General features: G+C 65.0%; 18 protein-coding genes. 6 read left to right on the top strand and 12 right to left on the bottom strand.

The window, feature by feature from the left end:
* Positions 1-1056, bottom strand: a complete 1056-nt coding sequence (gene prfA, locus PHA8399_RS21330) for a peptide chain release factor 1 (protein WP_058288085.1) — start codon at positions 1054-1056, stop codon at positions 1-3.
* 60 nt (positions 1057-1116) lie between these two features.
* Between prfA and PHA8399_RS21325 the strand changes: the two genes are divergently transcribed.
* Positions 1117-1416: a hypothetical protein gene (locus PHA8399_RS21325; RefSeq protein ID WP_058288084.1), complete on the top strand. Its 300-nt coding sequence runs from the start codon at positions 1117-1119 to the stop codon at positions 1414-1416.
* A 221-nt stretch (positions 1417-1637) separates the two neighbouring features.
* Here the strand turns inward: PHA8399_RS21325 and PHA8399_RS22490 are convergent, their stop codons facing one another.
* The 5 genes from PHA8399_RS22490 to PHA8399_RS21305 form a co-directional block, all read right to left on the bottom strand.
* Positions 1638-2042: a hypothetical protein gene (locus PHA8399_RS22490; RefSeq protein ID WP_145977105.1), complete on the bottom strand. Its 405-nt coding sequence runs from the start codon at positions 2040-2042 to the stop codon at positions 1638-1640.
* Positions 2043-2377: 335 nt separating this feature from the next.
* Complete coding sequence (locus PHA8399_RS21320) at positions 2378-2806, bottom strand: DUF1499 domain-containing protein (RefSeq protein WP_411352931.1); 429 nt, start codon at positions 2804-2806, stop codon at positions 2378-2380.
* A gap of 85 nt (positions 2807-2891) precedes the next feature.
* Positions 2892-3839, bottom strand: coding sequence for an agmatinase (gene speB, locus PHA8399_RS21315; RefSeq protein ID WP_058288082.1), 948 nt, complete (start codon positions 3837-3839; stop codon positions 2892-2894).
* Complete coding sequence (gene speB, locus PHA8399_RS21310; RefSeq protein ID WP_058288081.1) at positions 3832-4800, bottom strand: agmatinase; 969 nt, start codon at positions 4798-4800, stop codon at positions 3832-3834. Before speB (PHA8399_RS21310) ends, speB (PHA8399_RS21315) begins: the two co-directional genes overlap by 8 nt.
* Before the next feature lie 78 nt (positions 4801-4878).
* Positions 4879-6045 carry a M20 aminoacylase family protein gene (locus PHA8399_RS21305; RefSeq protein ID WP_058288080.1) on the bottom strand — a complete coding sequence of 389 codons (1167 nt, stop codon included), beginning with the start codon at positions 6043-6045 and terminating at the stop codon, positions 4879-4881.
* 63 nt (positions 6046-6108) lie between these two features.
* On the opposite strand from PHA8399_RS21305, the gene mazG reads away from it, so the two are divergent.
* The 4 genes from mazG to PHA8399_RS21285 all read left to right on the top strand — a co-directional run bounded on the left by mazG (position 6109) and on the right by PHA8399_RS21285 (position 8974).
* A complete protein-coding gene (gene mazG, locus PHA8399_RS21300) occupies positions 6109-6924 on the top strand; it encodes a nucleoside triphosphate pyrophosphohydrolase (RefSeq protein WP_058288079.1) in 816 nt (271 codons plus the stop codon).
* Between the two features lie 178 nt (positions 6925-7102).
* The gene (locus PHA8399_RS21295) at positions 7103-8044 is read left to right on the top strand and encodes a nucleoside hydrolase (RefSeq protein WP_058288078.1); all 942 of its coding nucleotides are present in this window, start codon (positions 7103-7105) and stop codon (positions 8042-8044) included.
* Positions 8041-8490 carry a GNAT family N-acetyltransferase gene (locus PHA8399_RS21290; protein ID WP_058288077.1) on the top strand — a complete coding sequence of 150 codons (450 nt, stop codon included), beginning with the start codon at positions 8041-8043 and terminating at the stop codon, positions 8488-8490. The genes PHA8399_RS21295 and PHA8399_RS21290 overlap by 4 nt, the downstream gene beginning before the upstream one ends.
* A 208-nt stretch (positions 8491-8698) precedes the next feature.
* Entirely contained in the window at positions 8699-8974 is a 276-nt protein-coding gene (locus PHA8399_RS21285; RefSeq protein WP_058288076.1) for a glycine zipper 2TM domain-containing protein, read from the top strand.
* Between the two features lie 447 nt (positions 8975-9421).
* On the opposite strand, the gene PHA8399_RS22695 is transcribed toward PHA8399_RS21285, so the two are convergent.
* The 4 genes from PHA8399_RS22695 to PHA8399_RS21270 form a co-directional block, all read right to left on the bottom strand.
* Complete coding sequence (locus PHA8399_RS22695; protein WP_167510246.1) at positions 9422-9586, bottom strand: hypothetical protein; 165 nt, start codon at positions 9584-9586, stop codon at positions 9422-9424.
* A 244-nt stretch (positions 9587-9830) separates the two neighbouring features.
* A complete protein-coding gene (eno, locus tag PHA8399_RS21280; RefSeq protein WP_058288075.1) occupies positions 9831-11105 on the bottom strand; it encodes a phosphopyruvate hydratase in 1275 nt (424 codons plus the stop codon).
* Between the two features lie 174 nt (positions 11106-11279).
* Positions 11280-12173: a DMT family transporter gene (locus tag PHA8399_RS21275; protein ID WP_058288074.1), complete on the bottom strand. Its 894-nt coding sequence runs from the start codon at positions 12171-12173 to the stop codon at positions 11280-11282.
* A 167-nt stretch (positions 12174-12340) separates the two neighbouring features.
* Positions 12341-12754, bottom strand: coding sequence for a Fur family transcriptional regulator (locus PHA8399_RS21270; protein ID WP_058288073.1), 414 nt, complete (start codon positions 12752-12754; stop codon positions 12341-12343).
* A 350-nt stretch (positions 12755-13104) separates the two neighbouring features.
* Here PHA8399_RS21270 and PHA8399_RS21265 point away from each other — a divergent pair, with 350 nt between their 5' ends.
* A complete protein-coding gene (locus PHA8399_RS21265; protein ID WP_058288072.1) occupies positions 13105-14421 on the top strand; it encodes a DEAD/DEAH box helicase in 1317 nt (438 codons plus the stop codon).
* Positions 14422-14679: 258 nt separating this feature from the next.
* Here the strand turns inward: PHA8399_RS21265 and PHA8399_RS21260 are convergent, their stop codons facing one another.
* Both PHA8399_RS21260 and PHA8399_RS21255 read right to left on the bottom strand, forming a co-directional pair.
* A complete protein-coding gene (locus tag PHA8399_RS21260) occupies positions 14680-15384 on the bottom strand; it encodes an endonuclease/exonuclease/phosphatase family protein (protein ID WP_058288071.1) in 705 nt (234 codons plus the stop codon).
* 158 nt (positions 15385-15542) lie between these two features.
* The gene (locus PHA8399_RS21255; RefSeq protein WP_058288070.1) at positions 15543-16961 is read right to left on the bottom strand and encodes a protein adenylyltransferase SelO; all 1419 of its coding nucleotides are present in this window, start codon (positions 16959-16961) and stop codon (positions 15543-15545) included.
* Positions 16962-16963 lie beyond the last annotated feature (2 nt).

Genomic DNA, 16963 nt, shown 5'->3' with positions numbered 1-16963 from the left:
TCACTGCCCCATCTCGGCCAAGAGCCGGGCCTGATTGTCCGCCGTCAGCGCGTCGATAATCTCATCCAGATCGCCGCCCATCACCTGATCCAGCTTGTAAAGCGTCAGGTTGATGCGGTGGTCGGTCATCCTGCCTTGCGGAAAGTTGTAGGTGCGGATCCGCTCCGAGCGGTCGCCCGAGCCCACCTGGCTCGCCCGGTCCGCCGAGCGTTCGCTGTCGATCCGCTGCCGTTCCAGGTCATACAGCCGGGTCTTCAGCACTTGCATGGCTATCTCGCGGTTGCGGTGCTGGGACTTTTCAGACGAGGTCACGATAAGCCCCGTCGGCAGGTGGGTGATCCGCACCGCCGAGTCGGTGGTGTTCACATGCTGCCCGCCTGCGCCCGAGGCCCGCATGGTGTCGATGCGGATGTCGTTGGCGTCGATGTGAATGTCCACATCCTCCGCCTCCGGCAGCACCGCCACTGTCGCCGCCGACGTATGGATGCGCCCGCCGCTCTCGGTCGCGGGCACCCGCTGCACCCGGTGCACACCGGATTCGTACTTCAGCCGGGCAAAAACATTTTCGCCCTTGATATGCGCGACCACTTCCTTGATGCCGCCCAGTTCGGTCATCTGCTCTTCGATGATGTCGAATTTCCAGCCCTGCCCTTCGGCATAGCGCTGGTACATGCGCAGCAAATCGCCTGCGAACAAGGCCGCCTCATCGCCCCCCGTGCCGGGACGGATCTCCAGCATCGCCGGACGGCTGTCGGCGGCGTCCTTGGGCAGCAAGGCCAGCTGCAGCGCATGCTCGGCCTCCGGGATCGCCGCCTTCAGCGCCGGAATCTCTTCCGCTGCCAGATCCTTCATATCCGGATCCGCCAGCATCAGCTCGGCCTCCTGCAGATCGCTTTGCAGCTTGCGGTAGGCCGTCACCTGCTCCGCCACCGGGCGCAGGTCGGAATATTCCTTGGCAAGTGCCGCAATGTCCCCGCCGCCGGCGCCATCTGCCATTGCGGCTTCAAGATACTGAAACCGCTGCAGGATCTGTTCCAGCCGTTCTTCGGGAACCATGGGCGCGCCTATTGTTGTTCATGTTTTGGCCAAGTGACCCCCATGTGATATGCTAGAGCCATGCGACATGCCAGAGTCCTTATTGCCACAATCCTCCTCACCCTGCCTGAGCTGGGACTGGCGGACGTGAAGGCGCCAGGCGGCAAGACCATAGACTGCTATTGCACCGACAAATCCGGCGCCCGGGTTGAGCTGGGAGAGCTGCGCTGCCTGCAAGTCGACGGCCGCATGTTCATGGCGCAATGCCAGATGTCGCTGAACGTGCCGATGTGGCGCGAGGTGCAAAGCAGTTGCCTGTCGGCGTCGCTGGGGGCAACCGCCGGTTCTTCAGCAGCCCCGTCAGAGCTGCCTCACCTCTAAGCCGCCCCGTCGACTGTTTCGCAGCCCCTCGAACGTGCATGCAGATGTCCAGCAAAGACGCCTTCGTTGAGCTTGGCAGCCCGGGCATTCTTTTTCCCTCACCCGGGGCCGCAGCCACGCTTGAACAAATAACAGCGCGGCAGGTCATCTTTGTTGAAATCACGAGGGAGGGCCTCATGACCGCCCTCGCGCTCTGGCACACGGAAGGGATGCCTGCGCCATCAATCCACAAACGGGGTGGAGCCGTCCCAAGCCGGACTGTTCCGCGCCGTCGCCACCACCGGCGCCGCCTGGACGGGCTGCGCGGTGACGATGTAATCCTGCCCTCCGCCTGCCACGGGGAAGCTCCCCCCGCCGTTTGCGCAAGAACCGGAGAAAATTTTGTAACCCGGTGCAGTCGGCAACGCCCTCACATTGAATTCCGCAACAGGTCCATTGCCGCATACCGCACCAGAGGCGTGTGTTCTGATCTCCTGAGCTGTCCAGTCGGCACCGGCACTGCCACTGAACCGGCCATTCCCATCATTGTCGAATTGCATTTCATTGCTGGCGGGCGCGCCGCCGCAGGCTGCGAGAAGCGCACAGCACATCAGTGACAGAACAGACTTGGTGAAATTCACGGTCATAAATGACTTCCTTGATCAAAAATAGCGTTGTTGGTCAGCGCATTCGGCAAGCATCCAACTCAGAAGATGCCACGCATCACATTCTACAGACACCACGACTGGTCAAGGGTGGCGCAGCCACCGCACTTCAGCGCGGCTTGCCCTTGACGCGGCAGAAACTAACACAACCTGTATGGCGTCTTTACGCGCAGCCCACCCCTGAAGCGCCTCTCAGCAAAACCCACAGGCTCTGCCGCCAGAGGCGGAAGAGCCCGCGCCGCGCCCAGCGCGGCGCCCGGCCCAACTGCGAGGGGCTTTTTCAAAAGCCCGCGAGCAGGCGGGAGCGCCCCGCGCCGCTATTGCCCGGCGGAGGCTTCCTGCGAGGCCCCGTCCATCTCCGCCAGCCAGCCGTTGATCCGCTCCCTGTTGGCGCCCAGATCGGAGCGGCCGAACCGCAGCCGGGCGTAGACCTTCAACAGATCGCCGTCCTGCGCCGCGGTGGTGTAATCGGGAAATCCCAGCACCTGGGTGCGGGTGATATAGGTCACCATGCCGTCGTCCGGGCCGCCCGCCAGCACGCTGGTGCGCGGGGCATGGCTGGCGATGCGGTGGAACCGCTCCAGCCCGTCCGGCCCGGTTCTGACCACCCGGAACACGCCGCCGCGGAACTCCTTGTCCTCGGTGAACTCCGGCTGGGTGTTCCAGTCCAGCGGATCGCTTGGCGCCAGGCGGATGAACCCCAGCCCGGCGACAACGGCGGCCAGCAGCAGCCAGCCCAGCAGCATCAGCCGCCTCAATGCGGTTTCAAGGTCAAGCCTTGCCTCCTCCCTGCGCGGCCCTCCCCCGGCCTGTTCCGTGAGGCCGGACCGCTTATCTCGTTGCCACGCCCGGCAGCACGCACAACAGCTCATAGAGCAGGTTTGCGGCCACCAAAGCGGTGTTGCCAGAGGGATCGTAAGGCGGCGACACCTCTACCATGTCGCAGCCGACGATATTGACCCCCTTCAGCGCCCGGATCAGTTCCAGCGCCTGCGGCGTTGTCAGCCCGCCGATTTCCGGCGTGCCGGTGCCCGGCGCATAGGCCGGGTCAAGGCTATCAATATCATAGCTCACATAGACCGGCCTATTGCCGATATCGCGGCGAATTTCCGCACCCATCTGGTGCAGCGGCCGGTTCCACAATTCCTGCGCCGGGAAATGCTGGAAGCCCCAGCTCTGCGCCTCGGAAAAATCGGTGGCGGCATAGCCGGTGCCGCGGATACCGATCTGATAGGTCTTGTCCGGAACAATCAGCCCTTCCTCATAGGCGCGGCGGAACACGGTGCCATGGGTCTCGCGCTCGCCGAACATCTCGTCGTTCACATCGGCATGGGCATCCACATGCACCAGCGCCACGGGACCGTATTTCTTGGCAATGGCGCGCAGGATCGGCAGCGTGATCGAATGATCGCCGCCCATCGCCACCGGGATCACCGCGCCCGACAGGATCGCCTCATAGCTGTCCTGGATGATTCTGAGCGAATCCGGCAGCGAGAAGGTGTTGATCGCCAGATCGCCTATATCGGCTATGTTCAGACTGTCGAACGGCGCCGCGCCGGTGGCCATGTTATAGGGCCGCAGCATCGCGCTTTCGGCGCGGATCTGCTTGGGGCCGAACCGGGTTCCGGACCGCCAGGAGGTGCCGATATCCATCGGAACCCCCAGAACCGCAACATCCAAGCCGTCCAGCGAGGTGGCCTGCGGCAGCCGCATAAAGGTGTTCGGTCCCGAGAACCGGGCCAGGTCATTTCCGCTGATCGGTTGATTGAAGTCAGTCATTGTCTCTCATGTTCCAGCCCAGAAGGCAGATGATCTCCGTCGCCACATGTGCCCCGGCAATAGCAGTTGCACCGGTTGTGTCAAAGGGGGGAGAGACCTCCACCACGTCACCGCCCTTGATATTGATGCCGGCAATCCCGCGCAGGATGCGCGCCACCTGCGCCGAGCTCAACCCGCCCCAGACCGGCGTGCCGGTGCCGGGCGCATAGGCGGGGTCCAGGCAGTCGATGTCAAAGGTCAGATAAGTTGGCCTGTCCCCCAGGATCTCCTTGATCCGCCGCGCGGTCTCCACCGGGCCGATTTCATGCACGGTGGGGGCGTCGATGATATTGACGCCCAGCGTGTCCTCATTGGTGGTGCGGATCCCCACCTGAACCGAGGTTTTGGGATCCACAATCCCCGTTTTCACGGCCTTATAGAACATGGTGCCATGATCCACCCGCTCCATGTTGTCATCCGGCCAGGTGTCGGTGTGGGCGTCGAACTGCAACAGCGAGATCGGGCCGTACTTCTCGGCATAGGCCTTCAGGACCGGAAAGCTGATATAGTGATCGCCGCCCAGCACGACCGAGGACGTATCCGCGGCCAGAATGCCCCGGATATGCTCCGTCAGCGCTGCCGGGAATTCCGGCACATTGGCATGGTCAAAGGCCAGATCGCCGTAATCCGCAATCGCCAGCGTGCTCAGCGGCTTATGCGGCCAGCCATAGGGCTCATCCGGGCTTTGCAGGGCAGAGGCCTCGCGGATCGCCCGCGGCCCCAGCCGCGTGCCGGGCCGGTTGGTCACCGCCTGGTCAAAGGGCACGCCGGTGACGGCAATGTCCACGCCGGTCAGATCCTTGGTATACTTGCGGCGCAGGAAAGACGTGGCGCCGCCAAAGGTGATCTCGAAACTCAGCCCCTTAAGATCCTCGCGGGTGAAGGCGTGGTCGATCATATGTTTCGCGTCTTCCAGTGCCATGGCTCTGCGTCCCTTTGATACGGCTTCCGTTTCTGATCAGATACCGGCTGCGCCGGCCGCTGTCACCTGCGGCGGGCCTTACCCGCCAAGCGGCTGCGCACGCTCCACCAGCCGGGCAAAGAAGGATGCCCCCACCGGCGCGATGTCATCGTTGAAATCGTACTTCGGATGATGCAGCCCGGCACTGTCGCCCTGCCCCAGAAACAGGTAGGAGCCCGGGCGCACCTGCAGCATATAGGCAAAATCCTCCGCCCCCATCTCGCGGCCGCCCTCGGCCTCGACATTGCCCGCGCCGGAGATCTCCCTGGCGACCTCCACCGCAAAGGCAGTCTTTTCCGCATCGTTGTAGGTCGCCGGGTAGCCGGTTTCATAGTCCAGTTCCGCCTCCACCCCATAGCTCGCCGCCTGCCCCGCAACGATCTCCTTCATCCGCCGCATCACCATCTTCTGCACGGCAGGGTCAAAGCTGCGCACCGTGCCGTTGATATAGGCGGTATCGGGCACCACGTTGTCGGTGGTGCCGGTGTGGATCTGGGTGACAGAGACCACCAGATCCTGCAGCGCGTGATGGTTGCGGCTGACAATGGTCTGGATCGCCTGCGCCATGCCGCAGGCCGCCATCACCGGATCGCGGGTCTCATGCGGCATCGCCGCATGGCCGCCCGCGCCCTTGATATGAATACGGAACTCATCCGTTGCCGCCATCAGCGCCCCCGGCGTGGTCAGGAAATGCCCCTCCGGCAGGCCCGGCGCATTGTGCAGCGCATAGACCTCGCCGATATCGAACCGCTCCATGATGCCTTCCTCGACCATGATGCGGGCGCCGCCGATGGCTTCCTCCGCAGGCTGAAAGATCAGCGCCACCCGGCCCCTGAAGTTCCGCGTCTCCGCCAGGTACTTCGCCGCCCCCATCAGCATCGCGGTATGGCCGTCATGGCCGCAGGCATGCATGTTGCCCGCATGGCCTGAGGCGTAGTCCGCCCCGGTCTCTTCCGGGATCGGCAGCGCGTCCATGTCAGCACGCAGCCCTATCGTTGGTCCTTCCCCCTGCCCGTTGATGATCGCCACCATGCCGGTCTGCGCGATGCCTTCGTGCAGTTCATCCACCCCGAACTCCCGCAGCCGCTCCGCCACAAAGGCGGCCGTCTTGGGCAGGTCCAGTGCCAGCTCCGGGATCTGGTGCAGATACCGCCGCCAGGCCTTCATCTCCTCGGCGTAATCGGCAATACGGTTCACAACGGGCATTGGGGTGGACTCCTGCTCCAGACTCGGGATGATGCATCTGACACCGGAAAAAGAGCAGCCGCAATGCAAGAAACAGACCTGATCCACGACCAGTCCGCGGGCATCGAGCGCCTCCTGGAAATCATGGCGCGGCTCCGTGATCCGCAAACCGGCTGCCCCTGGGACATCGAACAGGATTTTGCCAGCATCGCCCCCTATACCATTGAAGAAGCGTATGAAGTTGCCGACGCGATTGAGCGCGAAGCCTGGGATGAGCTGAAGGGGGAACTGGGCGACCTCTTGTTCCAGTCCGTCTTCCACGCCCGGATGGCCGAGGAGGCCGGCCACTTCACCTTTCAGGACGTGGTGCGGACGATGTCGGACAAGATGGTCTCCCGCCACCCGCATGTGTTCGGGGAGGAAAGCCGCGATAAATCCGCCGAACAGCAGACCCTCGACTGGGAAGCGATCAAGGCCGCGGAGCGCGCAGGCAAGGAGCAGAAAGGCACGCTGGACGGGGTCGCCATCGGCCTGCCCGCCCTGCTGCGCGCCTACAAGCTGCAGAAACGCGCCGCCCGTGTCGGTTTCGACTGGCCGTCAGCAGCCAATGTCATCGCCAAGATCACCGAAGAATGCGCCGAACTGGTGGAAGCCCGCGACACCCTCTCCCACGCCGAGGTCGAGGAGGAATTCGGCGACCTTTTGTTCGTGATGGCCAACCTGGGCCGCCACCTGGGGGTCGAGCCCGAAGCCGCCCTGCGCGCCGCCAACGCCAAGTTCACCCGCCGGTTCGAGGGCGTCGAGGCCAAGCTCGCCGCCCGCGGCAAACGCCCCGAAGACAGCGACTTGGCCGAAATGGATGCGCTTTGGGACGCGGTGAAGGCAGACGAGCGCGCCTGAGCGCGCGCCTTCTGCTTCATCTTTCTATAAATACTCAAATTCCGGCGCCCTGCCGCCGGGCGGACCGCACGTTTCCGTCGCGGGAAATCTCCGGAAATTTGCGCGGCCCCGCCAGTCGGCGGTTCAATCCCGTCCGAACTGCGCGTAGTCTCGTGGCTCACGATTTACGGAGACCGCAATGAGCGCCAGGAAAATCATCATCGACACAGATCCCGGCCAGGATGATGCGGTCGCCATCCTGCTGGCGCTGGCCAGTCCAGAGGATCTGGATTTGCTCGGTATCACCTGCGTTGCCGGCAATGTGCCGCTGCCACTCACCAGCAAGAACGCCCGCATCACCTGCGAGGCCGCGAGCCGCACCGATGTGCCCGTCTACGCAGGCAGCAAGGCGCCGCTTGCCCGGCCGCTGATCACGGCTGAGCATGTGCACGGCCAGACCGGCCTTGACGGGCCAAAGCTGTGGGAGCCGCAGATGCCGCTGGCAGAGGGTCACGGGGTGGATTTCATCATCGCCACCCTGCGCGCGCAGGAGCCGGGCACCGTCACGCTGTGCACCCTGGGCCCGCTCACCAACATCGCCGCCGCCTTCAACACCGCCCCCGACATCATCGAGCGGGTGCAGGAAATCGTGATGATGGGCGGCGCCTATTTCGAAGTCGGAAACATCACCCCGGCGGCAGAATTCAACATCTACGCCGACCCCGAAGCCGCTGAAATCGTGTTCAGATCCGGCGCCCCGATCACCGTGATGCCGCTGGATGTGACGCATAAGGTGCTGGCCACCAAACCGCGTGTCGAGGCGATCCGCGCCCTCAATACCCGCGTTGGCCGCTTCACCGCCGAGATGCTCGACTTCTTCGAGCGCTTCGACATGGAGAAATACGGCTCCGAGGGCGGCCCGCTGCATGACCCCTGCGTCATCGCCTGGCTGCTCAAGCCTGAGCTGTTCTCCGGCCGCCATGTGAACGTCGAAATCGAAACATCCTCCAGCCTGACCCTCGGCATGACGGTGGCCGACTGGTGGGGCGTCACGGACCGCACACCCAATGCCCTGTTCATCGGCGATGCCGACGCCGACGGCTTTTTCACACTCCTGACCGAAAGGCTGGCCCGCCTATGAGCGCCGCCCTGCACCTCGCCAAGCCCGAACACCTCGACACGGTGCTGGCGCTGGTTGCCGCCTTCCACGCCGAATCCGGGCTGGAGAGCAGCGACACGCACCGCCGCGCCGGGATTGATCCGCTCCTGAACGGCCACCCTTACGGCGCGGTCTACCTGATCGGCCCCACCCGCGCGCCGATCGGCTACATCGTGATCACCTTCGGCTGGTCGGTGGAGTTCGGCGGCATGGACGGGTTTGTCGATGAACTCTACATCCGCCCCGCCGTGCGCGGCCGCGGCATCGCCACCGAGGTCCTGACCGAGCTGCCGAAATCACTGGCAGCAGCGGGCGTGCGCGCCCTGCATCTGGAGGTCGACCGCGAAAACGAGACCGCCCAGAGGCTCTATCTGCGCACCCGCTTCCAGCCGCGCAGGAACTGCATCCTGATGACGAAAACCCTGTAGCGCTGCACCCGGCCGCCGTTTGGCGCGCCTGCCTCCGGTGCGCCCGTGGCTGCGGCAAAAGCCTGCCGCCGCAGCCCCTTGCGGGCGGATTAGCGCCGCAGCCGGAAAATCACGCAACACTGCGGAACCATATGGAAGCCGCGGGAGTTATAGTGCCACCTGCGGCCCTTAAACTGGCCGGCCGGACCAATGAAAATGGAGGAAGAATATGACTTTCCGCTGGATTCCTGCTCTCGCAAGCAGCGCCGTACTGGGCCTGGGCGCCTGCACCAACCTGACCCCGGAACAGCGCACCGTTGCCGGAGTGGCAGGCGGCGCCGCAGCCGGCCTGATCGCGGCTGACGCGCTCAAGGCCGACGACGACTGGCGCCTGATCGCTGCCCTCGGCGGCGCAGCGGCAGGCACTATGGTTGCCCAGAACAACCAGACCAAGCAATGCGCCTATTCCCGCGGCGACGGCACCTATTACACTGCCCCGTGTTAAGTGAACCTGGTTAAGTGAACTTGATCTGGCGCCCTCCCCCGCCAGGGCGCCAGATCTCCGGACGCGGCCTGACGTCTGGCCGCGCATCCGGTTTCAGCGCAATTCCGCGCCGAGGTTCACCCGTTTGACCGGATCGTCCGCCGAGGCGGTCTGCCCGGTGAACGGATAAGTCCCCGGCCCGCTGCACCCGATTATTGCCGAAAGAATTGCACAGATCGCCACTGTGCGCAGAATTCGCGTCCTCATGGCCTGTTCCCCTTTCCCGCACCGCCCTTGCGCTGCGCAGGATCACCATACCGTAACGCCTGCGTGAGCGTCTGTGATCCGGGCCACACATGCAGCTTCCGGAAGGTAAAAGCCAGAAAACGCGCGCTTTTGAAGGGTTTCCGCCCCTCCCGGCTTTGTACCGTTCAGGCCCGGACGCGGGCAGCTGCCGCGGCAAGCGGATCAGATTGCCGACCCCGCCGGGCAATCGGCTGCATCAAGCTCCAGCACCGGATCATCCGGCCCGCACTCCTCACCGCTGACGGGATAAGCGCCGGGCTCAGTACACGCTGCAAGCAGCAGCGGCAGATTTATCAGAGCAAGCAAAATGAGGCGAACGGGGGTCATATCAGGCTCCTGCGCTAAGGGTGGTGCGGGTCCAGAATGCCTGTTTCCGGCAACGCGGTCCTTGATGCGTGTTAATGTCCCGTCATGACTTCGGCGCCCCCGCTGCCCTCGGCACCGCGGCGCTTGCGGCGTTCCAAAGCCAGCCTTGCGCAAGACCGCCGTCAAACACATTCGGCTTCCCTGCCATAAAAAAGCGCCCCGAACAAACGTTCGAGGCGCTTTTCAGCGTCCAAACGGAACGCTCTTACTTCAGGATCGAGCGGCCCGCGTATTCGGCCACTTCGCCCAGCGCTTCCTCTATGCGGATCAGCTGGTTGTACTTCGCCAGCCGGTCAGAGCGCGCCAGCGAGCCGGTCTTGATCTGGCCGCAGTTGGTGGCCACCGCCAGATCGGCAATGGTCGCATCCTCGGTCTCGCCGGAGCGGTGTGACATCACGTTGGTGTAGCGCGCGCGATGCGCCATATCGACGGCTTTCAGGGTCTCGGTCAGGGAACCGATCTGGTTCACCTTCACCAGCATCGAGTTGGCGCAGCCGCGCTCAATGCCCTCGGCCAGACGCGCCGGGTTGGTCACGAACAGGTCGTCGCCGACCAGCTGCACCTTGCCGCCCAGTTCGTCGGTCAGGGCCTTCCAGCCGTCCCAGTCATCCTCGGACATGCCGTCTTCGATCGAGATGATCGGGTAGTCCTTCACCAGCGCCGCCAGATAGGCCACGTTCTCTTCCGACGACAGGGTCTTGCCCTCGCCGGACAGCACGTATTTGCCGTCCTTGTAATATTCGGTCGCCGCGCAATCCAGCGCCAGGTAGATTTCCTCGCCCGGCTTGTAACCGGCCTTCTCGATGGACTTCAGCACAAAATCCAGCGCTTCGCGGGTAGAGGCGATGTTCGGGGCAAAGCCGCCCTCGTCGCCGATCCCGGTCGACAGACCCGCCGCCGACAGCTCTTTCTTCAGGGTGTGGAACACTTCCGAGCCCATGCGCACCGCGTCGCGGATGTTGTCCGCGGCCACCGGCATGATCATGAATTCCTGGATGTCGATCGGGTTGTCGGCATGTTCACCGCCGTTGATGATGTTCATCATCGGCACCGGCAGCACGCGGGCGGAGGTGCCGCCGATATAGCGGTAGAGCGGCTGGGTGGTGAAATCGGCCGCGGCCTTGGCCACCGCCATCGACACGCCCAGGATCGCATCGGCGCCCAGGCGGCCCTTGTTCTCGGTGCCGTCCAGCTCGATCATCGCCTGGTCAACGGCGACCTGCTCGGTGGCGTCAAAGCCGACCAGTTCCTCGGCAATCTCGCCGTTTACGGCGGCAACCGCTTCCAGCACGCCTTTGCCCATGTAGCGGGACTTGTCGCCGTCGCGCTTCTCCACCGCCTCATAGGCGCCGGTCGAAGCGCCCGAGGGCACGGCAGCACGGCCCATGGTGCCGTCTTCCAGGATCACGTCGACCTCAACCGTCGGGTTGCCCCGGCTGTCGAGGATCTCGCGGGCGTGAATGTCGATAATGGTGCTCATCTGTCCATCCTTGTGTGGTGCCTGAAAGCGGCGCGTTTTGCTGCCAGCGTCATACCAGCCGCGGCGGAAATGTAAACCACACTCGTTATCGCTAACACGCCTAAATCCGGCAGGTTAGGGCTAACAAACCGCTGTTTGCGCCAACAGGGCGGAGGATTTCTGCCAGCCGGGACGTCAGGCCGCAGCCGCTGCCGCACGGCGCGCCCGCCGTGCCAGCCGCTGCTCGCGCACAAAGGTGTAAAGCCCCGACCCGATAATCAGCGCAGCCCCCGCCAGGGTCAGCGCATCGGGCCGCTCGCCAAAGACCAGCACGCCCGCCAGGATCGAGAACAGCAGCCGGGTATAGCGGAACGGCGTCACCGCCGAGGCGTCCCCCACCCGCGTCGCGGTGACAATCCCGTAATACCCCAACACCCCGAACAGCACCCCGCCTGCCATCATCAGGTATTCGCTCTGCTCCATCGCCTGCACTTCGCCGGGCGTGAAGGCCAGCAGCAGCAGACCCGCAGGGATCACCGCCAGGAACGCCTGAAAACTGACAACGGTGGAAGGCACCGCACTGTCCATCACCCGCGTCATCAGGTCCCGCATCGCAACCCCCAGCACCGCGATCACAACCAGCAGCGCCGCAGGCTCGAAACTGTCCAGCCCCGGCCGGATGATCAGCAAGACCCCGGCAAAGCCGACGCAGATCGCCAGCCAGCGCCGCCAGCCGACCTGCTCGCCCAGAAACAGCGCCGCCCCCATGGTGATCACCAGCGGCGTTGCCTGAAACACCGCCGCCACCACCGAAATATCCACCAGCGCCAGCGCCGAGGCAAAGCTCATCGCCGACACCGCCTCAGTCGATGCCCGCAGGACAGGCCGCAGCCGCCAGCAGCGCGGCGCAAACAGGCTGTGCCCCTGCATCCGCGCCATCACCGCAAAGACCAGCCCGCTGCCAACCCCCAGGCAGATCAGGATCTGCCCGACCGGCAAGGTGCCCGACAGCTGCTTGATGAACATGTCCTCAAGCGTGAAGAAAGCCATCGAGGCAATGACCAGAAGAATGCCGTGCAGATTGTTCATGAAGGCGCGTCCTGTCTTGCGGACCGGCTGCGTGCCGGACCGTCCGGACAAAAAACATCAGCGCCCGCGCCCCGGCAACTCCGTTTCCGGCGCCGCTGCATGACAAGACGTTAGCAGACATATCACCTTTTGTGATACGACATGCATCGCAGGCCGCCAGCGCCGCCTCAATCCGTCTTGCGCGGCACCCCGTAAAGCTCCAGCTTGTGGCCGCGCAGCTCATAGCCCAGCTTGCGGGCGATCCGCTCCTGCAGCTCCTCGATCTCCGGATCGCAGAACTCGATTACCTCACCGGTGTTCATGTCGATCAGATGGTCGTGATGCTCGCGCTCGGCATCCTCATAGCGCGCGCGGCCATCGCCGAACTCCAGCCGCTCCAGAATGCCCGCCTCCTCAAATAGCTTCACCGTCCGGTACACGGTGGCGATCGAAATGCCGGCGTCCATCGCGCTGGCGCGGGCGTACAGCTCCTCGACGTCCGGGTGATCATCGCTGTCCTGCAGCACCTGGGCAATCACCCGGCGCTGGCCGGTCATGCGCAGGCCCTTGCGCTCGCAGCGGGCGATAATCGTCTTTGCCATTTACGTCCTCGCGGTTTTCTGGGCTTCCTCTTTAACGGATGCAACCTGCGCCGAAAACCGGCTTTTCACACGCATCAACAGTTGACAAACCGCTTATCCACAGCCATTTGGCTCACAGGCATCCCTCCCTGCCGCGTGAGCAGAGACCAATACCGGCCGTACCGCATGTGCGTGACAGAACACCCGGGGTCTAGTGATATGCCGCCATTCCCAAAATCACGCGTGGGGATTGCAGAGGCCAGCGGCCTGGCATCCGGCCAGCGCGCGCCCGAGGTCCCTGCCCCGCAAGACACCGCTGTGCTGCAGCGGATCCGGCCCGTGCTGAGCGCAGGGCCGTGAAAGGACGATACGTGACTGAATTTTCGACCATGGGGCTTCCTGAAAAGCTCTTTGCCCGTCTCCAGGACATGGGCCTCAATGACCCCACCCCGATCCAGGCCCGCGCCATTCCGCATGCCTTGAACGGCAAGGACGTTCTGGGCCTGGCGCAGACCGGCACCGGCAAGACCGCCGCTTTTGGCGTGCCGCTGATCGCGCAGATGATGCAATACGGCCGTAAACCCGCCGCCAATACCGTGCGCGGCCTGGTGCTGGCCCCCACCCGCGAGCTGGCCAACCAGATCGCCGACACCCTGAAGGGCCTGACCGAAGGCACCCCGATGAAGGTCGGCCTGGTGGTGGGCGGCGTCTCCATCAACCCGCAGATCTCCCGCATTGCCAAGGGCACCGACATCCTGGTCGCCACCCCGGGCCGCCTGATCGACATCCTCGACCGCGGCGCGCTCGACCTTGGCTCCTGCGACTTCCTGGTGCTCGATGAGGCCGACCAGATGCTGGACCTCGGCTTCATCCACACCCTGCGCAAGATTGCGGCGCTGCTGCCCGCCGAACGCCAGACCATGCTGTTCTCGGCCACCATGCCCAAGCAGATGAACGAGATCGCCAACTCCTACCTGCAAAGCCCGGTCCGCATCGAAGTCTCGCCTCCGGGCAAGGCTGCCGACAAGGTCACCCAGTCGGTGCACTTCATCGCCAAGGCCGAAAAGCTGAGCCTGCTGAAGGAATTGCTGGCAGAGCACAAGCACGAGCGCGCGCTGGTGTTCGGGCGCACCAAACACGGCATGGAAAAGCTGATGAAGGTGCTGGACAAGGCAGGCTTTGCCGCCGCCGCGATCCACGGCAACAAAAGCCAGGGCCAGCGCGAACGCGCCCTCGCCGCATTCAAATCCGGCGACATCAAGGTGCTGGTTGCCACCGACGTGGCCGCCCGCGGCCTGGATATCCCGGACGTCAAGCACGTCTACAATTACGAGCTGCCGAATGTGCCCGACGCTTATGTGCACCGCATCGGCCGCACCGCGCGCGCGGGCAAGGATGGCTCCGCCATCGCGTTCTGCTCTCCGGATGAGATGGAAGAGCTGAAGGCGATCCAGAAGGTGATGAAGATCACCATCCCCGTCGCCTCCGGCCGCGCCTGGGAAGCGATGCCTGACCCGGCAGCGCCCGTCGGCAAACCGGGCGGACGTCCCGGTGGACGCCGCGGCGGCAGCAAGCCCGGCGGCCAGCGCCGCCGTGGCGGCGCCGGCAGCAGCAGCGGCCAGGGCAAACCGCAGGGCGGAGCACCCGCAAACGCCCAGCGCCGCGGCCAGAAACAGCGCGCGCGCTGACCGATCCCCGTGCTGATCTGGGTCAAGGACGGCAAAGCCGCAGCGCGTCAGCGCTGTTCATCCTTGACGCGGATCAGCACATCACACACTTGAAATGGCGCTTAAGGGCAATCCTGCCCTTAAGCGCCTCTCAGCAGAAAACACTCTGCGCTGCGCAGCAGCGCCCGGCCCAAGGCCGCCAGGGGGTTTCAGGCGCAGCCTGAAGCGCCTGCGGGCGCGGGAGACCTCCCCTTCCGAGACAATCAGCCAGTCTGACAGTCAGACCGCGCGCAAATCCGCCCAGACCGGCAAATGGTCGGAGGCGATATGCGCCGGCCGCGCGCCATGCACCCCATGCGCAACCGCCTCCAGCCGCCGGCAATGGGCGATCCGGTCCAGCGCCCCCAGCGGCCGCAGCGCCGGAAAGCTGGCTTTCGGCGGCAGAAAGGTCAGCGCCGGGGCGATATGCTCCAGCACCGGCGAGCGCGACCATTCGTTGAAATCCCCGGCCAGCACCACTGCGGCGTTATCCGCCTCCGCCGCCCGGGCCAGCGCATGCATCTGCCCGCGCCGGGCGCGCCCCGGCAGCCCCAGATGCGCACCGATCACCCGGACCAGCCCCGCCTCTGTTTCAAACAGCGCCCAGACCGCACCGCGCGGCTCCAGCCCCGGCAGCGCGATATGGCCCTCGGCCCGCAGCCGCACGCTGTCGCGGAACAGCACCGCATTGCCATGCCACCCCAGTGACCCCGCCCCGCCCAGGTCCACCGCCTGCCAGCCGGTCTCCTCGACCAGGAAATGCGGCAGCGCCGCAGGCCGCGGCGGCAGCCGCTTGTCGGCCTCCTGCAGAACCGCCACATCGGCGCCCAGCCCGGACAGCACCTGCAAGGTGCGCTCCGGCCGCCGGCGCAGGTCCATGCCGACGCATTTCTGGATGTTGTAGGTGGCAATCCGCAGGGTATCCGGCGGCGGTTTCTTCGGCATCTGCTCTCTCTCCGGGGCTTTGCGAAAGTGTGGCGCACAATGCGGCCCTAGCACAACCGGCATCCGGCCGCAGGGGGGGCGCAGGGGGCTGTCTGCCCCCTCTTGAGCCTGCGGCTCAATTCACCCCCGAGGATATTTCCAGCCAGAAGAACAAGGGCTCAGGTGCCGCAGAAGGTCGCCTGCACCACTTCCTCGGGCAGCGGCGCGCGCTGCAGATCGGCGTGCTCCGGCTGGTCGTCGTAAGGGCGGGCCAGCACATCGTTCAGCCGGTGGAACAGGGTGTAATCCCCTGCCACCGCGCCTGCGATCATGTCCTCGATCCGGTGGTTGCGCGGGATGAAGGCCGGGTTGGCGCGGCGCATCACCGCTTGCGGGTCCGGCTCCCCCTCCAGCCGCGCCTGCCAGCCCTCCGCCCAGGCGTCAAAGGCCGCCGGACCGGTGAACTGATCCCGTGCCGTGCCCTCTGCCAGAGCCCGGAAGGTATTGGTGAAATCGCACTGGTTTTCCGCCATCAGCTGCAACAGGGCGGTGACCAGCTCCAGATCGCCCTCCCGGGCCGAGGTGATCCCCAGTTTGGCGCGGAAGCGGGCCAGCCAGGCTGCCTCCGTGCGGTCCGGCATCGCGTGCACGATTTCAGTGGCTTGCGCGACACCGTCCTGCGGGTCGTCCAGCTGCTGGATCAGCGCGGTCGCCAGCTGCGCCAGGTTCCACACCGCAATCGAGGGCTGGTTGGCATAGGCATAGCGCCGCCCGCGGTCGATCGAGGAGAACACCGTGTGCGGGTGGTAGACATCCATGAAGGCGCACGGCCCGTAGTCGATGGTCTCCCCCGAGATCGAGAAATTGTCGGTGTTCATCACCCCGTGGATGAAGCCCACCGCCATCCACGCCGCAATCAGCTCGGCCTGCGCATCGCGTACCGCGCTGAGCAGCCCCATCGGCCCCTCCGCCCCCGGGTAATGGCGGGCAACGGCATAGTCCGTCAGCTGCCGCAGGCTCGCCTTGTCGCCGCGGGCGGCGAACACCTGGAACGTCCCGACCCGCAGATGGCTTGCCGCCACCCGCGTCAGCACCGCACCGGGCAAGCCGCCCTCGCGCCAGACGGTCTCGCCGGTCTCCGCCGCCGCCAGCGCCCGGGTGGTCGGAATGCCAAGCGCGTGCATCGCCTCGCTCACCACATATTCGCGCAGGACCGGCCCCAGCCACGCGCGCCCGTCGCCGCCCCGGGAATAGGGCGTCCGCCCCGACCCTTTCAGCTGGATGTCGCGGCGCTTGCCGTCGGTGCCGACGGTCTCTCCCAGCAGGATCGCGCGCCCGTCGCCCAGCTGCGGGTTGTACGTGCCGAACTGATGCCCGGAATAGAGCTGCGCCAGCGGATCGGCGCCGTCCGGCACCCGGTTGCCGCCGAACATCTCCGCCATCTCCGCCGAATCTCCGGGCGTGATCCCCAGGGTCCGCGCCAGATCCTCGTTGAACGCCACCAGCCGGGGCGCCTTCACCGCCTGCGGAGGCAGTTTGGAGTGGAACTGCCCTGGCAGAGCGGCGTAGGTGTTGTCAAAAGGGATCCTGAGTGTCATGG

The organism is Leisingera aquaemixtae, from assembly GCF_001458395.1.
GTDB classification, from domain to species: Bacteria; Pseudomonadota; Alphaproteobacteria; order Rhodobacterales; family Rhodobacteraceae; genus Leisingera; species Leisingera aquaemixtae.
This window is presented reverse-complemented; position numbering and strand designations above follow the sequence as displayed.

Excerpts from the sequence above, each read along its gene's own strand:
- prfA (WP_058288085.1), bottom strand. The coding sequence starts at position 1,056 with ATGGTTCCCGAAGAACGGCTGGAACAGATCCTGCAGCGGTTTCAGTAT.
- PHA8399_RS21325 (WP_058288084.1), top strand. The coding sequence starts at position 1,117 with ATGCGACATGCCAGAGTCCTTATTGCCACAATCCTCCTCACCCTGCCT.
- PHA8399_RS22490 (WP_145977105.1), bottom strand. The coding sequence starts at position 2,042 with ATGACCGTGAATTTCACCAAGTCTGTTCTGTCACTGATGTGCTGTGCG.
- PHA8399_RS21320 (WP_411352931.1), bottom strand. The coding sequence starts at position 2,806 with ATGCTGCTGGGCTGGCTGCTGCTGGCCGCCGTTGTCGCCGGGCTGGGG.
- speB (WP_058288082.1), bottom strand. The coding sequence starts at position 3,839 with ATGACTGACTTCAATCAACCGATCAGCGGAAATGACCTGGCCCGGTTC.
- speB (WP_058288081.1), bottom strand. The coding sequence starts at position 4,800 with ATGGCACTGGAAGACGCGAAACATATGATCGACCACGCCTTCACCCGC.
- PHA8399_RS21305 (WP_058288080.1), bottom strand. The coding sequence starts at position 6,045 with ATGCCCGTTGTGAACCGTATTGCCGATTACGCCGAGGAGATGAAGGCC.
- mazG (WP_058288079.1), top strand. The coding sequence starts at position 6,109 with ATGCAAGAAACAGACCTGATCCACGACCAGTCCGCGGGCATCGAGCGC.
- PHA8399_RS21295 (WP_058288078.1), top strand. The coding sequence starts at position 7,103 with ATGAGCGCCAGGAAAATCATCATCGACACAGATCCCGGCCAGGATGAT.
- PHA8399_RS21290 (WP_058288077.1), top strand. The coding sequence starts at position 8,041 with ATGAGCGCCGCCCTGCACCTCGCCAAGCCCGAACACCTCGACACGGTG.
- PHA8399_RS21285 (WP_058288076.1), top strand. The coding sequence starts at position 8,699 with ATGACTTTCCGCTGGATTCCTGCTCTCGCAAGCAGCGCCGTACTGGGC.
- PHA8399_RS22695 (WP_167510246.1), bottom strand. The coding sequence starts at position 9,586 with ATGACCCCCGTTCGCCTCATTTTGCTTGCTCTGATAAATCTGCCGCTG.
- eno (WP_058288075.1), bottom strand. The coding sequence starts at position 11,105 with ATGAGCACCATTATCGACATTCACGCCCGCGAGATCCTCGACAGCCGG.
- PHA8399_RS21275 (WP_058288074.1), bottom strand. The coding sequence starts at position 12,173 with ATGAACAATCTGCACGGCATTCTTCTGGTCATTGCCTCGATGGCTTTC.
- PHA8399_RS21270 (WP_058288073.1), bottom strand. The coding sequence starts at position 12,754 with ATGGCAAAGACGATTATCGCCCGCTGCGAGCGCAAGGGCCTGCGCATG.
- PHA8399_RS21260 (WP_058288071.1), bottom strand. The coding sequence starts at position 15,384 with ATGCCGAAGAAACCGCCGCCGGATACCCTGCGGATTGCCACCTACAAC.
- PHA8399_RS21255 (WP_058288070.1), bottom strand. The coding sequence starts at position 16,961 with ATGACACTCAGGATCCCTTTTGACAACACCTACGCCGCTCTGCCAGGG.